Below are 14,759 nucleotides of genomic sequence, written 5' to 3' on the forward strand. Positions count from 1 at the left end.
TAGGGTGTCATTCCAGTCTGGGCACTGGGATGACAAAAAAGAGGCTACTTGGATGACACCCTGACAATCGTCATCCCGCTACGTGTTAGCGGAATCTATGCTAAGAGATACCGCAAATAAATCGCGGTATGACGATTCGTGGCGGTATGACGGTTCGCGGTGGCATGACGATAAGCCTCGTCATCCCGCTACGTGTTAGCGGAATCTATGCTAAGAGATACCGCGGCGGTATGACGATTCGTGGCGGTATGACGGTTCGTGGTGGGATGACGGTTCGCGGTGGCATGACGTAGGACTGCTGTCATTCCAGTCTGGAATCCAGCTTTTGATCGAAAATGTTGTATAGTGCACAATCAATTTTTCTGGATTCCAATGTCTGGGCACTGGAATCTACCGTCTTAAGAGTCAAGATAAAAATTGTTATTTTTTATCATGGCATTTAAACAAACGATAATTTTTCTCATGACAGCAACTAATGCAACCTTAGCAGCTTTGCCAGAATCAACCAAACGCTGCTTTCATTTTTCTGTTGTGGCGCATAGCAACAAGAGCTGACATGTATAGTGCTTTCCTTGCATCTCCTTTGATTTGAGCTTTGCCAACTTTTCTTCCACTTTCGCTAGTTTTAGGTGCAACTCCAACCAAGCATGCAATTTCTCTATTCTCTAATCTACCAAACCTCTGTCAGTAGAACGCTCGCCGTCTTTGACCCAATACCTTTATAGCTGATTAAAAGCTCATTTTTTCCTTTCAATTCAGCTATCACGTCTTCTATGTCTTGCCTAATTTCCTTCAATTGTTTTTCAGCAAACTCTATCTGTCTTTCTATATATTCTCTAGCTTTTCCCGTTGCATTTTGCAGACGACACTTATTTGCATGATTTAAATTACGCTCAACTGCTCCTAGCTCCTTTAATTCTTCTTGCTTTTGTACATCCTTTTACTTCACCGTCTTTACTGATAAATTCAGCGTATTTTTCCAGTAATTTAGCATCCAATTTGTCAGTTTTTGCGAAGTGATTGCAAGCTTTGGCAAATGCATATACCCGATTCGGGTGAGCTTTATGGACAGTTATCTTGTAACAATTTTGCAACGAGTTTTTCGTAGCCGCCGGTTTACACATAACTTGATGGGTAAATCGACTATATTTGTTTCTATAAACTTAGATATAGCATCATTCATGTTTGCTATGCGCTTATGCTTGCCATTAATTCAATGTTCCCTTGGAAACATCTACTCCCATAAAATTTATTCTAGCCATTTTTTTACCTATAAATATAATCAATGCAAATGTTGTATACAGGATTGTAATTCGATCTTTTAGATCCACCTACCGTTCGTACTACATTTTGCTTTAAGCCAGCAACGGTTTTTACCCAGACACAGTATCACTCCTTTGCTTATCATAGTCTTTTGACTTTTTTTAAGATACAATCCAGGTCTTTTTTTTTAGACTGGATCCTATCATAGGATGACAGAAGCAGACACTCCACATTGTCATTCCAGTGCTTTGACTACTTGGATCCAGCTGAGTTGGTGAGTATAAAAGTATAGCTAATGCGAGCTCTACGTCATGCCGCCGTGGTATCTCTTAGCCGCTAACACGTAGCGGGATGACGGTTGTCAGGGTGTCATCCAGTACCTTCTCTTGTCATCCCAGTGCCCAGACACTGGGATCCAGGAAAGTTTGCTTGTTTACAAGCAAACTAGCATAGAAAGTGGTTACAACGTTTTCGATGAGATTATATGGAAAACTGGATTCCAGTGTCAAGCACTGGAATGACATCACAGGGGCACTGGAATGACACCTCTCTTGGGCTCTTTTAGCTATAAACATTAAGAAATTTACCAAACGAAAAAAAAGGCAAAAGAAGCCCCGTGGTTATTATCCGCTTTAAAATATTGGCGTTTTTTATGTTTTAAACGCTTGACAAGCGAGATTCAGCTGCTTTTAATTGCAACTAACCTACGCTGCAAATGTTTAAGAAATTTACTAAGCAGAAAAAAAGACAAAGAATCCCCGAGTTAGCTAGTCTTTTACTATCTCTGTCGAGTATTGGCATTTTTTGATGTCTTGTAACGCTTTATAAGCGCGTTCAGCTTATTTAGATAAAAATCTAGATGTAGATGAAGTTTTGTAAAGACATACAGTATCTATATACTGCAAAAAATTAAACATAAGACGCCGATACATTAAGTAATCCTTACCTTTTAATCTGCAGATTGGCGAAAGCAAATACAATAGCTTCAGTTTCATGATAAGGGGGCTGGCAAAGGGTGTCAAGTAAGTTTTTTCGTTTCTGCAGGCTACTTGGATAACGGCTACAATGTTTGTACAATTGTACGTCATGCGCTGGAATCCGTTTTAGCCCTTATCTATATCTCAGTTCCACCAACAGTTATTGCGTCGACTTTGAGTGTCGGCTGACCAACTCCAACGGGTACATTTTGTCCATCTTTTGAGCATGTGCCAACACCAGGATCCAACTTTAGATCATTACCAACCATAGATACTTTTTTCAACACTGTTGGACCGTCACCAATTAGTGTTGCTCCTTTGACTGGCTGTGTAATTTTACCATTTTCTATTAGGTAAGCTTCCGAAGATGAAAAAACAAATTTTCCTGACGTTATATCAACTTGCCCACCACCGAAATTTACTGCATATAGACCTTTCTTTACGCTAGATATTATTTCCTCCGGTGTATGTTTTCCAGGCAGCATATAGGTGTTTGTCATGCGCGGCATAATAACTTCTTTATAACTTTCTCTTCTACCATTACCGGTTGGATTTACACCCATGAGTTTAGCGTTCATATGATCCTGCATGTATCCTTTGAGGATCCCATTCTCTATCAATATATTATAACTGGGTGGAGTGCCTTCATCGTCTACGCTGATAGAGCCACGCAAATTAGGCAGAGTTCCGTCATCAACTACTGTGATGTCACTAGCCGCTACTTGTTTACCCACAGAATTTGAAAATGCTGAAACTTTTTTACGATTGAAGTCGCCCTCAAGTCCATGACCCACGGCTTCGTGTAACAATATTCCTGGCCAGCCTGGACCTAAAACGACTGTCATTTCTCCGGCTGGAGTTGGAATTGCTTCAAGATTTACCAGTGCTTGTTCTAACGCTTGGTTTGCAACTTCTTTCCACTTTTTCTCAGAAATAAACTTACTATAAGAGTCCCTTCCACCATGCCCTGCAGAACCTCTTTCGGTACGACCATCTTTTTCTACAATGACTAGCACATTGAAACGTACCAGAGGCCTGATATCGCTTAATCTGTGATCACCTTTTATTATTTGTACGACTTGCCATTCTCCACTTAAAGTTATTTTTACTTGCTTCACGCAGTTATTTTTGGACCTTACATACTCATTAACCTCATTGAGTAGTTTAATCTTTGAATTCAGATCCATTTCATTTATGGGGTTAATCCTCGAATATAGGCTTGTCGTCTCTTCGTTTAAATTTATTGAATTTGTCTTGTTTAAAGACACTGAGCTTTTTACCATAGAAGCAGCATTACTAATTTCTTTTTCGCTAATCTCAGAAGAACAAACGAAAGATGTACTATCCTCACAAAAAGACCTTAAACCAAATCCCCTTCTAGTATTCAAGTCCATGTGTTTTAATATGTTATCCTCAAAAAGCAGGGACTCCGACTGGCAAAATTCTAGAAACAGCTCACCACCATCGCTATTGCTCAAAGCGCTATTGACTATTTTATATACGTTATTAATATTAACATTGTTTTGAGCGAAAAATATTTGATCTAGATTTGGCATTACCTTTGAACTAAAAATTGTTTAAGTATATTATTTAACTTTAACATAGTAAACTATAAAAAGCCCGGGTGGCGGAATTGGTAGACGCGCTAGCTTCAGGTGCTAGTAACTTTTTAAGTTGTGGAAGTTCAAGTCTTCTCTCGGGCACTCTTAGCTTCCATATTGCTTGTTGAATTAATTAATGCTACAATATAAGTATTAGGTAATATTTATGCTATGTATGGTGAAAAAGATAAGTTAGCCTACAGAAAGAAGGTACGAACTTACTCGAAACGCTTAGTTACTGCGCTATCTACTGTCCTTTTTATTGGATATATAGCAATATTAGTCTTTAATATTTCTGGGCTAAGTGTACATTCTGCCGCTCTTAGTATCACACTAAGTGCAATTTCACTTGGCTTAAATTTATGGTCACGTACTGATCACTTTCGAAAATGTGAGCTTAATAAGCAGCTTGGTGTAGAAAACTCTCCTGGACAAGAAAAATTAACGAAGATCTATCTTGATATAGTATCCAGTGTTTCATTTCTAATAGGAGGTATTGCATCTATGTCGCTTTTTGAGTCTTCTGTTATCTATTTTGTTTCTACACCTTTTTTTATTTTAGGTTGTGCTATTATGGCAACTAATATCATTCGGACTTTGATCAGCAAACCACAGGCAGAAAAACCTACTGATAACCTCTCTCCAACCGCAAAAGCAGTTTAAGTGTTAACAAGTTAACTTATTTGACTTGTATAGGAATATTAGCTATAATACTAATAGTTTAATAATAAAAGAGGTTAGTATATGGATTTTTCAAACAGTCACCCAGATTTTTTTGAGGATAATGCTCATTATGTAATATCTGAATATAATAAGGATAATCCAGATCTGATAGATCGTAGTGCATATGTAGTAGAACGTGATGAATATGAGAATTTGGTATTCAAAAACTTATATACATATATATGTTCCGATGGAAACGTACATAAAGATATAATGCTTAATCCAAAATCTTTACAAATAGAAGAGAGGATAGAAGATAGCAGAATCAAAAAGTGTTATACAAATAACTATAAGATAGATAATGGAACTTTATCTTTAGATGAGAGAGAATTAGTATTCAATATAACTCCAGGTGAATGGAATGATTCAACAGAGTTCAATGTAATTAGCATTAAAAAAGTATAAGTGAATTTAAAGCTTAGTGGTAAATAGGGGACTGAGTATCCTTATTTCAACATCAATTACTTGAATAGTTGCTCAAGCCATCAAAATAAAAATTTTTATTCAGTAATTTGTGTATAAAGGGTACTATTTTACTAGTAGTGAAATAAATCAGAATGAAGTCTATTTTATTAACGAGGCCTTTATTGGATTCGTTCAATACAAGAAATATATTGAGAAAGTATGGATACAAAGTTTTTATAGAACCAGTATTCACAATAAAGTACTTAAATCCTGATATATCTGCGTACGAATTTGACGTTGTGATATCTACAAGTAAAAACAGTGTAAAGGCTTTTAGTCAAATATGCAAAGTGGATGACTTTCCGATTATTACAGTTGGTAATTCAACCATGCAGGCTGCAAAAAATTTGGGATTTTCTGATATAATCTCAGCAGACAGCAACGTTGATGGTCTGATATCATTCATAAAAGCTCACTATTCAAGTGCAATAAAGTTCTTATATATAAGAGGACAAGAAGTATCATGTGACCTAAAAAAGAGATTATCTGAAGAAGATTTTAACGTAAGAGAAGTTGTACTCTATAAAACAATTATTAAAAGGAGTCTAACTAATAGGTGTAAAAATTTACTGTTGGATAGTAAAATTGATAGTGTTGCTTTTTTTTCCTCACAGACAGCAAGGGTATTTTGTTCATTAGTTCTAAAAAGTGGGCTATCTCATGTGATGAATAATACAGTTGCATATACCATGAGTAAAAACATTGCTGATAGTTTAAAGTTAATCAAATGGAAAAAAATTATAACATCGAGGTTGCCTACTGGGGAGAGTTTAATTGATATAATTAATAAGGACTGTTGATGCTAAAGATTGCAACTTGGAATGTAAACTCCATACGTAAAAGAGTTAACCAACTTTGTAGTTTTATAGTTGATAGTCAGATAGATATAGTTTTGCTGCAAGAGATAAAATGTACAGAAGAGCAATTTCCTTATGCAGAGATAGAAAAGTTAGGATATGAATATGCTATCTATGGACAAGTTGCAAGAAACGGCGTTTGTGTTTTATCTAAATATCCGATACTGGAAAAATTAAAAATTGATGTTGTAGAGAGTCATCAAGAAGCACGTTATATAGAGTGTGTGATAAAGCATACCAATAGTAAGATAAGGGTAGGAAGTGTATACGTTCCAAACGGTCAAAGCCCGGACTCTCACGCATTTGAATATAAACTCAAGTTTTTTGATAACCTATATGAAAGGATGAGCACTTTGTTAAAGAATGAAGAGTTAACTATTATAGCTGGCGATTATAATGTTGCACCGGATGAAATTGATGTCTTTGATTCAAATTTATTGAATGGCCAAGTGTGCTTTCATATAAAAGAACGTGAGAAGTTAAGAGCAGTCTTGAATCTTGGGTTTAAAGACGCGTTTAGAATATCTCACCCAAATTTGCAACAATTTACTTGGTGGCATTATCAAGGCAATTCACTCAGAAATAATCAAGGAATGCGAATAGATTATATGCTGTTATCACCACAAGCTGTAGATAAATTGGAAACATGCTACATAGATGATAGATTGCGTAAGCTAGAAAATCCGTCTGACCATACTCCTGTTGTATGTGCTATAGAATAATAGTAGACCTCTTACACAACTCACTTTTTGGCAAACCTAGGTCTTACTTGATTGCTGCTCTATGGTCTCTTCCCTTCGTTTGTTTTCCTTTCCTGCCCAAGATCGATCTTGCTGCTCACTCTTTTCGTTTCCCCTGTTGTTTTCCTGGGAAATTTGCTCAGGAACAGGTTGTTGTTCACTCTTTTCTTTTTCTTGGGAAATTTGTTCAGAAACAGAGGTGCCTTTCTCAACTCCTGTAACTGGGGTTTTTAAAATATCATCAATGCCCTCGAGAATTTTTCCATTCAGTTTTGCTCTCTTTTCTGTATCATCTTTATCTTGTGAGCTAGGGTCATACAAAGTACCTTTTTTGTTATTTGAAAAAAGAACTCCCACTCCTCCTTTTATAGCAAATATTGCACCAATAGCAGCAACAACTACCGCAAGTGTAGTAGGACCAAAAATTGATATTGAAGCAATGGAAAAAAGAATAGGAAGAAAGATCTTACGTAAGAACGTTGTTACCATCTCTTCATCACTGAGTGGTGGTTCATCTTCCTCTTTTTTGTCTTTACCGAAAAATGGCACCTTCTCTAATAATCCGTCTTTAATAGAGCCAAGAGCGTTTTTAGGATCTACCTTTACTCCAAGCGGCCACCCGAGAAGCTTTATTAGTGAATCTTTAGCTTCTGTACCCCGTATATCAGCTACACACTTGGTTATTATTTGTTGTATTTTATCATTATTAAATTTCTCTTCTCTAGCTAAGCCTTGCTCTCTAATTTCTTTAAATACAGAAAGTAAAAACTGACAGAAATTCTCTTCACTTAGTAACTTTATATCTTCTTGATTAATATTATTGAATATACCTTCATGATTTTTTGATATAAAAGTAAAAATTTTCTTTTCATTTCCATTCTGTAATCGCTCTAATCGTTTATTTAATGACTCCAGATCACTCTGTAATTTTTGTTTTTCTTGATCTAAAAGTTCTTCTTTCAATTTCTGTTTCGTTTGCTTCTCTAGATTTTCTGGATTTTCTAAAGTATATAGGAAAGCACGATAGATTAACTGATGTTCCTCTTTTTCAAAAGTTTTCTCATCTTTGTTAGTTACCTGAGTAGGTAACTTTGGAGGTTTTGAACTTTTTACTTGTGGGCCTGTCATGGCTGACCTATTTGCATTTGCTATGTTCTATTCTAACATATTTTTCGTATTAGTTCAAATGATTTATACTCCTAGAATTCACGATGTTTAAGTCATAATTAAGGGAATTTAGACCCCAGTTGTCGCCAACTTTTATTTCTACTTCAAGTGGTACAGAAATTTCTATTGCATTTTCCATTATATCTTTCATAAGTTTTGCTGTTTCTTGTACCTTTTCGTCTTCTACTTCAACCAGTAGTTCATCGTGAACCTGGAGGATTATTTTACCTACTTTCAATTGGTCAAAAAGCTGAATCATCGCACGTTTTATTATATCAGCAGCGGTGCCTTGCAGTGGTGCATTTATTGCTGCCCTTTCTGCAAATTGTCTTACATAAGGAATTGTATTGTTTATGTCTCTTACAAAGCATCTCCTGCCAAACAAAGTTTCTACATAACCATGCAATCTCGCGATAGACACTGCTTTTTCCATATAGACTTTTATTTCTGGGTAACAGGAAAAATAGTAATTAATGTATTCAGCAGCTTCCGCAATGGTAATTCCAAGCCGTTTTGCAAGGCCAAACGGACTAATGCCATATATAATTCCAAAATTAATGGATTTTGCTTTGCGTCTTAATTGCTCATCTATTTCTTGCACTCCAAAAACTTGCCTTGCGGTGATATCGTGAATATCTTGTCCGTTTGCAAAAGCTTCTTTAAATGCTGCAACGTTTGCAACGTGTGCCAAGAGTCTCAATTCTATTTGTGAATAGTCGGCAGAAATTATCTTATGTCCTTTTGGCGCAATAAATGCTTGTCTAATGAGATTTCCTTCTTCGCTTCTGATAGGAATGTTCTGTAAATTAGGATTGCTGGAGCTCAGCCTTCCAGTTGCAGTTGCAGTCGTTGAAAAGCTTGTGTGTATTCTACCATCAATGGGATCAACTTGCTTTATTAACGCATCAGTGTAGGTGCCTTTTAATTTACTTAAATGTCGCCAATTTAAGATTTTACTTGCGATTTCCGCTCCTTCTGCTTCAAGCGCCTCTAGAACCTCAGAATTGGTGCTATACGACCCATATTTTGACTTTTTCTTTTTATTAAGCCCCATTTTATTAAATAAGACATCACTTAATTGTTTTGGCGAAGCAATATTAAATCTTTCCTCTGCTAAGTTATATATCTCACTTTCAAGTACAGCAATTACCTGCTGAAATTTATCGGACAATTCCTGTAATTTTTGTATGTTCAGTAATATCCCATTTTTCTCCATATCAAATATTACTTTCATAAGTGGCTTATCGAAGCGCTCGTAAATTGTGAACAATTTTTCCTGAAACAACCTTTGCTTTAGCTTTTCATGAATTGCTATTAAAGTTTTTGCCGAGAAAATTTCTGCATTTTCACTCAAATTATGCGCAACTATGTTTGGAATACTGTGATCATGCTTTCCTGTATCCAAGCTATACGACATTATCATCAAATCATCAACTGAATCTAGCATCTTCTCTACTGCAGGGAAGATTTTCCTGATCTCTTTAATGTTATGTATTATTTTAAGCACCCCATTTGAGAGTAAAGTTGAGTTAATTGTAATGAGTGCATCTTGTATGCTGTCTTGCTCTATATAAAAAATATTACTTTCGCTATAAGATAGACTTAATACATTGTTTTCAAGGTGGTAATGAATTACAATTTTGCCTTCATATCTACAATGCTCCAAAAATTTCTCTAACTCTTCACTACTATATTCTGTTTTCTTTTCTGTGCTAGATCCATTGTAAGAAAAAAGCTTTTCCATTTTACCTATTAAGGAATTGAATTCATACTTCTTTAAAAAGGATAATAGTTTCTCCATATTTGGAGAATGGACTTCATATTTTGCAATATCATGTTGAAGGTCTACTTTTTCGCATAGTGATAAAAGTTCTCTTGAAATTAGTGCTTTTTCCTTATGTTCGGTAAGAATATTACGAATCCTCGTTTGCTCGATGTTATCAATGTTCTCTATAATATTATTCAATGAATCAAATTCATCTAGTAATTTAGCTGCAGTCTTCGGACCTATTCCTGGAACACCTGGAATGTTATCAGATGCATCACCAGTTAGAGAAAATAAATCAAGAAGCTTGTGTGAGTTTACACCAAATTTTTCTATTACTTGTTTTTCATCTATGTATATATTTTTAATGGGATCGAATATTAAAATATTGTGGTTCAAGAGTTGAAATAAATCTTTATCTGATGAAACGACTACCACTTTAAAGTCTTGGTGGTTGGCGTATTTTGCAGCTAGTGTTGCGATTATGTCATCTGCTTCATAACCTTCAATTTCTTCATAGCTGAGGTTAAAAGCTTCTACCGCTTCCCTCAGTATGGTAAACTGTGGAATTAGATCCTCAGGAGGCGTTACTCTGTTTGCTTTGTACTCAGGATATAAATTGTGCCTAAAATTCTTTTTCCCCACATCAAGTGCTATAGTTAAGTAGTCCGAATGGGCAATGTACTTAAGAACCATATTCAGAAAGCCATATACACCACCTATTGGCATTCCTGTTGTGGTAATTAAGTGAGGTAGTACATAATAAGCTCTGAAAAGAAAACCATAGCCATCGATGATTGTGAAAGTTTTTTCTTTCATTGTAGATATTTATGCGTGCTTTTGATGGTCCACTATTTAGCTGCGAAAATCAATTTTTTGTTTTTCTGCTTTTGAGCGTTGTAAGAGATTTTACCGAAAATAGCATTCATGCATGGTTATACCAATTAGACTTCTTGCATAACCATATAACAAACTTTTATTGGGAATAGAAACAAAAAACTTACTTGACACCCTTCGCCAGTCCCCTTATCATGAGACTGAAGCTATTTATTTATCTTCGCAATCTGTGCAGGTTAACGACAAAAAACTTAGGGTATTTGGCGTCTCATGTTTAATTTTTCGCACTACGTGCATCGCATGTCTTTAAAAATTTCTGGGTTTTTACCTATATAAGCCGAAACGCGCTTACAAAGCGTTTAAGACAGCAAAAAACGTCAAATTGACAAGGGAGAATTTGAATGCTAGCTACTACGGGGTTTCTTTGCCTTTTTTCCTGCTTAGTAAATTTCTTAAACACTTGCGGTGTAGGTTAGTTGCAAGTTAAAAGCAGCTAAATCGCTCTTAATCAAGCGTTTTAGAATAAAAAAAACGCCGATATTTTAGTACATAGTAAATAGCCAACCACCAACGGGGCTTCTTTTGCCTTTTTTTTCGTTTGGTAAATTTCTTAAATATTTATAGCTAAACGACAACCGTCATCCCGCTACTTGTTAGCTGATGAGATACCGCGGCGGTATGACGGTTCGCGGCGGCATGACATAGGACTGCTGTCGTCCCGCTACGTGTTAGCGGCTAAGAGCATAAGTGTTGAAAGTGCTATAAGTGGCATTATATAAGGTGGTTAACGGCATAAATTTCAATGGTAATAAAATAAATTAAAAAAGCGCCTTTTTGCCTGTGGTTAGAAGGTTTAAGCGAATTTTCGACGTGGTTTATCTGCTTTCCCAACAACGAAGGTTGATATCAAGAGGAGATTTACATACCATTAATCACCTTGTGTGATTGCACTTTCAACACTTATGCGGCTAAGAGATATCGCGGCGGTATGACATAGGGAAACCTTGCTTGGGCCAGCTATAGATTACCTGATCTCACCATCTTTCCAATCACTTTATACATAATTCTCGGATTTTGAAAACTTACTTTGAGTGAATTGCTCATATTCTTCATCCTCTAGTTCTTCAAAAATCTCTGGATGTTGGTCACCTAGACGAACAATTATTGAAATGAGCTCTTTGTTTGTTTTTTTAAGTAAAAACCTTTCAAGGAGAGTTTGTTTATCAACATATCCCAGGCACATAGATGATCGATACTCCTTTCTGTCAAGATCAATCAAAGTAAAACCCGTTGCAGCCATATGCTTACATGGACCAAAGTAACAGAATGCAGGGCAGGAACATGTTCCACTGAAAAGAGGACCATCGTGCTTTAGTGTTACCTGATATTTACTTGACCCAACCACCTTTGATTTAGCGTGAGATTCATCAACAGATATGATCTGCACCTTTCCTTTGTTAAAATAATCTCTTCCGCTAGAGAGGTAGGGTTCTTTGATAAGACCTGTGATATCTTTATAATACAGTCTCATTTTTGCCTCCTTATTTCATATATAAAGCCCTCAATTTTCTAATATATCCTTTCTTCCATAAAAATTTATTAACCCACCACGACTTTTATATGGCGTTTCTTTCCTGCAGACAGTTTTATAAATGACCGACCTTTGAAGCTCTCGGAATTTATTATGTAGTTAACGTCGGTTATAATATTATCATTAACTTTGCACCCATTGCCCTGTATTAAACGCTTTGCAGCACCTTTGGACAATTCAAAACCAGTATCGTGTAACAGGTCTACTAAGGATGTGCCGCTTGCAACTTGTTCTTTTTTTATGATGTAATCAGGAAGTAGTGAGCTATCTTCATTTTCAAAAGCAGAAACTGCAGCAGATCGTGCAAGTTCTGCTTCTTTATTACCATGACATATTTTTGTCACTTCTGTTGCCAAAACTTTTTTTGCTTCATTTATTTCTTGATCCTTTAAAGATTCTAGTTTTCTAATCTCATCAATTGGCACATCAGTGAGCAATCTCAAAAAACGTCCAACATCTTGATCATCAACGTTGCGAAAATATTGCCAATAATCGTAAGGTTTTAGCATATCGCCATCGAGCCATATTGCTCCACTTTCAGTTTTGCCCATTTTTTTTCCTTGTGCATTTAATAAAAGAGGCGTAGTAAGGCCAAACAGCTCAGGTAAATTCAACTTTTTTCCAAGCTCAATTCCGTTTACTATATTTCCCCACTGGTCTGACCCTCCAATCTGCAGACGACAATCATATTTTTTGTTTAATTCAGTAAAGTCGTAAGCTTGCAATAGCATGTAATTGAATTCCAGAAAGCTTAAGGTTTGCTCTCTATCTAGCCTGGTTTTCACACTATCAAAACTTAGCATGCGATTTACTGAAAAATGTATTCCTATATCACGCAAAAAGTCTATATATTTTATACTATCCAGCCAGTCTGCGTTATTTACTATAACTGCACCAGTCTTTCCATCATCGAAAGATATCATTTTCTCCAATGTTTTCTTTATACTAGATATATTTTCGCTAATATCCTTGATAGATAAGAAGCTTCTTGCTTTATCCTTACCGGATGGGTCGCCGATTTTCGTTGTGCCACCTCCAAGTAAAACTATCGACTTGTAACCAAATTTTTGCAGGTGGCGGAACATCATAATATGCATTAGATGACCAATATGAAGACTTGGTGCTGTGCAATCAAACCCAATGTATGCGACTATATGATTATTTTCGGATAATAGCTGATCTAACCCTTCAATATTTGTACATTGGTATAGGTACCCTCTTTCTTGGATAAAATTTAAAAACTCGGACTTGTGTTTCATAATCTTTTTAGTATGTTATTTTATATGTGAACATTGTTATTGAAGATATCGATGATGATGTCATTCCAGCGCGTGACGCTGGAATCCAGTTTTTCATGCAATTTCATCAAAAGCGTTGTATAGTGTGCTCGTTTATAATTAAGTTTTCTGGATCCCAGTGTCAAGCACTGGGATGACACCTTTTCTTGGGGAGCTATCCTAAAGGTGCGATACTTATACAGTTGTACTTGAATGGCCCAGGCAATCAATTCCACAGTTCTTCTATTTTATAATACTCCCTTACTTCTGACCTGAATATGTGAACCATTATGCCTTGAAAATTCAAAACCACCCAATTGCCTTCATCCATACCTTCTACATCTATTTTATCATGTCGCTCGAGACTTTTTATTACGTGTTCAGCTAACGCTTTCACATGGCGACTTGAATCACCAGATGCAATAATCATATATTTTGCAATAATGGTTCTATTCTGCACATCGAAAGTAACTATATCGTGACCTTTATTTTGATCTATTATACTTACAATCATGCTTTTTATTGATTCTGTATCACTGGATACATTAGTCATCATCTTAAATTATTTAATTTGCTTATAATTATACACTCAAAATCTCTAAATATGAACTTGTATCTTTATGATGTAAGGTATTAGAGCTAAAATATCTTGCAGGGAAGGGTGAAGCCGGATGTGAACTAACGCCAATAAGGCCGAAATTAGATTTTGCTCTCCTTCCAATAGAGTTAAAAGACTGAACAGTATCTTTGAAATTATATCCCGTATTTACAAGAACTCTCAATTTTGTTTATAGTCTTGGAGGCGGTTTTATGCAAACAAATGCTATTTTAGTTATAGATATTGCTAAACAAAAATTTGATGCTTGTTTGTTGGTAGGCAGCAAAAAACGACATAAAGTTTTTCACAACAACCAAGATGGTTTTGAAAAGCTTGTGACTTGGTGCAATAATCATGGAGCAGAGCTTATTCATCTGTGTCTTGAAGCAACAGGTTGTTATAGTGAAAAATTTTATGTATGACCTGGGACATAATGTAAGTGCCAGCCCAAATCAAAGCTTTTGGCAAAAGTGAGCTACTTAGAAATAAAACAGATAGATCAGATGCTGCTATGATCGCTAGGTTTTGTATTGCTTTTCCTTGTAAAAATTTGGCTTATCTTTATATCAGCTCATTCAAACAGCATTAACATGACTTATGCCTTTTTTTGGATGTAGAAATTTTCTAGGAATTGTCTTCTTGAATTCTATGGTATTTTGTTTAACATTGAAACAAGATTCCAGTGTCAAGCACTGGAATGACAGGAGAAGGGGCTACTTAGATGACAGGAGAAGAGGCTACTTAGATCCTGGAGGGAAGCGTGCGTGCAATTATTGTGCATGAATTTAAATGGCACAACTTATTACAATTATCTTCGCACCAAAACGTTTGTGAGACTCAGTGTTTAGATTTACTTCGCCTATTCAGCTAATTTTTATTACAATTATAACAAAATAAT

At 35.9% G+C, this 14,759-nt stretch carries 19 protein-coding genes and 1 tRNA gene; 10 read left to right on the plus strand and 10 right to left on the minus strand.

Annotated features, from left to right (window positions below):
* Positions 1–210: 210 nt before the first annotated feature.
* The 4 genes from ABWU69_RS04650 to ABWU69_RS04665 form a co-directional block, all read right to left on the minus strand.
* Entirely contained in the window at positions 211–384 is a 174-nt protein-coding gene (locus ABWU69_RS04650; RefSeq protein ID WP_353285013.1) for a hypothetical protein, read from the minus strand.
* 117 nt (positions 385–501) lie between these two features.
* A complete protein-coding gene (locus tag ABWU69_RS04655; RefSeq protein ID WP_265025857.1) occupies positions 502–645 on the minus strand; it encodes an IS110 family transposase in 144 nt (47 codons plus the stop codon).
* A 25-nt stretch (positions 646–670) separates the two neighbouring features.
* Positions 671–796, minus strand: a complete 126-nt coding sequence (locus ABWU69_RS04660) for a hypothetical protein (protein WP_265025856.1) — start codon at positions 794–796, stop codon at positions 671–673.
* A gap of 97 nt (positions 797–893) precedes the next feature.
* Positions 894–1,124, minus strand: a complete 231-nt coding sequence (locus ABWU69_RS04665; protein ID WP_265034407.1) for a hypothetical protein — start codon at positions 1,122–1,124, stop codon at positions 894–896.
* A gap of 525 nt (positions 1,125–1,649) precedes the next feature.
* Between ABWU69_RS04665 and ABWU69_RS04670 the strand changes: the two genes are divergently transcribed.
* Positions 1,650–1,784 (plus strand): hypothetical protein, encoded by a 135-nt coding sequence (locus tag ABWU69_RS04670; RefSeq protein ID WP_265035737.1) that lies wholly within the window; start codon positions 1,650–1,652, stop codon positions 1,782–1,784.
* Positions 1,785–2,377: 593 nt separating this feature from the next.
* Here the strand turns inward: ABWU69_RS04670 and tldD are convergent.
* A complete protein-coding gene (gene tldD / locus ABWU69_RS04675; RefSeq protein WP_265026344.1) occupies positions 2,378–3,796 on the minus strand; it encodes a metalloprotease TldD in 1,419 nt (472 codons plus the stop codon).
* Positions 3,797–3,858: 62 nt separating this feature from the next.
* On the opposite strand from tldD, the gene ABWU69_RS04680 reads away from it, so the two are divergent.
* The 5 genes from ABWU69_RS04680 (at position 3,859) to ABWU69_RS04700 (ending at position 6,608) form a co-directional block, all read left to right on the plus strand.
* A tRNA-Leu gene (locus ABWU69_RS04680) sits at positions 3,859–3,943 on the plus strand.
* Positions 3,944–4,012: 69 nt separating this feature from the next.
* Positions 4,013–4,504, plus strand: coding sequence for a hypothetical protein (locus ABWU69_RS04685; RefSeq protein WP_265034409.1), 492 nt, complete (start codon positions 4,013–4,015; stop codon positions 4,502–4,504).
* Between the two features lie 81 nt (positions 4,505–4,585).
* Positions 4,586–4,969: a hypothetical protein gene (locus tag ABWU69_RS04690; RefSeq protein WP_265034410.1), complete on the plus strand. Its 384-nt coding sequence runs from the start codon at positions 4,586–4,588 to the stop codon at positions 4,967–4,969.
* A 152-nt stretch (positions 4,970–5,121) separates the two neighbouring features.
* Entirely contained in the window at positions 5,122–5,829 is a 708-nt protein-coding gene (locus ABWU69_RS04695; RefSeq protein WP_265026346.1) for a uroporphyrinogen-III synthase, read from the plus strand.
* Positions 5,829–6,608 carry an exodeoxyribonuclease III gene (locus ABWU69_RS04700; protein ID WP_265026347.1) on the plus strand — a complete coding sequence of 260 codons (780 nt, stop codon included), beginning with the start codon at positions 5,829–5,831 and terminating at the stop codon, positions 6,606–6,608. The genes ABWU69_RS04695 and ABWU69_RS04700 overlap by 1 nt, the downstream gene beginning before the upstream one ends.
* Before the next feature lie 36 nt (positions 6,609–6,644).
* Here the strand turns inward: ABWU69_RS04700 and ABWU69_RS04705 are convergent, their stop codons facing one another.
* On the minus strand, positions 6,645–7,754 hold the full coding sequence (locus ABWU69_RS04705; protein ID WP_353285014.1) for a hypothetical protein: 1,110 nt from the start codon (positions 7,752–7,754) through the stop codon (positions 6,645–6,647).
* 49 nt (positions 7,755–7,803) lie between these two features.
* Positions 7,804–10,377, minus strand: coding sequence for a DNA polymerase I (polA, locus tag ABWU69_RS04710; RefSeq protein ID WP_341818461.1), 2,574 nt, complete (start codon positions 10,375–10,377; stop codon positions 7,804–7,806).
* Between the two features lie 668 nt (positions 10,378–11,045).
* Here polA and ABWU69_RS04715 point away from each other — a divergent pair.
* Positions 11,046–11,174, plus strand: coding sequence for a hypothetical protein (locus ABWU69_RS04715; protein WP_353285015.1), 129 nt, complete (start codon positions 11,046–11,048; stop codon positions 11,172–11,174).
* A gap of 275 nt (positions 11,175–11,449) precedes the next feature.
* On the opposite strand, the gene ABWU69_RS04720 is transcribed toward ABWU69_RS04715, so the two are convergent.
* Positions 11,450–11,926, minus strand: a complete 477-nt coding sequence (locus ABWU69_RS04720) for an SWIM zinc finger domain-containing protein (RefSeq protein WP_265026350.1) — start codon at positions 11,924–11,926, stop codon at positions 11,450–11,452.
* A gap of 68 nt (positions 11,927–11,994) precedes the next feature.
* A complete protein-coding gene (gene tyrS, locus ABWU69_RS04725) occupies positions 11,995–13,245 on the minus strand; it encodes a tyrosine--tRNA ligase (protein WP_353285016.1) in 1,251 nt (416 codons plus the stop codon).
* 26 nt (positions 13,246–13,271) lie between these two features.
* Here tyrS and ABWU69_RS04730 point away from each other — a divergent pair, with 26 nt between their 5' ends.
* Positions 13,272–13,421, plus strand: coding sequence for a hypothetical protein (locus ABWU69_RS04730; RefSeq protein WP_167347162.1), 150 nt, complete (start codon positions 13,272–13,274; stop codon positions 13,419–13,421).
* Between the two features lie 68 nt (positions 13,422–13,489).
* On the opposite strand, the gene rsfS is transcribed toward ABWU69_RS04730, so the two are convergent.
* On the minus strand, positions 13,490–13,816 hold the full coding sequence (gene rsfS, locus ABWU69_RS04735) for a ribosome silencing factor (protein ID WP_265026353.1): 327 nt from the start codon (positions 13,814–13,816) through the stop codon (positions 13,490–13,492).
* 257 nt (positions 13,817–14,073) lie between these two features.
* Here rsfS and ABWU69_RS04740 point away from each other — a divergent pair, with 257 nt between their 5' ends.
* Positions 14,074–14,283 carry an IS110 family transposase gene (locus tag ABWU69_RS04740; RefSeq protein ID WP_265026354.1) on the plus strand — a complete coding sequence of 70 codons (210 nt, stop codon included), beginning with the start codon at positions 14,074–14,076 and terminating at the stop codon, positions 14,281–14,283.
* Between the two features lie 175 nt (positions 14,284–14,458).
* On the plus strand, positions 14,459–14,644 hold the full coding sequence (locus tag ABWU69_RS04745) for a hypothetical protein (RefSeq protein ID WP_353285017.1): 186 nt from the start codon (positions 14,459–14,461) through the stop codon (positions 14,642–14,644).
* Positions 14,645–14,759: the final 115 nt, after the last annotated feature.

The sequence above is a fragment of the Wolbachia endosymbiont (group A) of Beris morrisii genome, assembly GCF_964028185.1.
Classification (GTDB): Bacteria; Pseudomonadota; Alphaproteobacteria; order Rickettsiales; family Anaplasmataceae; genus Wolbachia.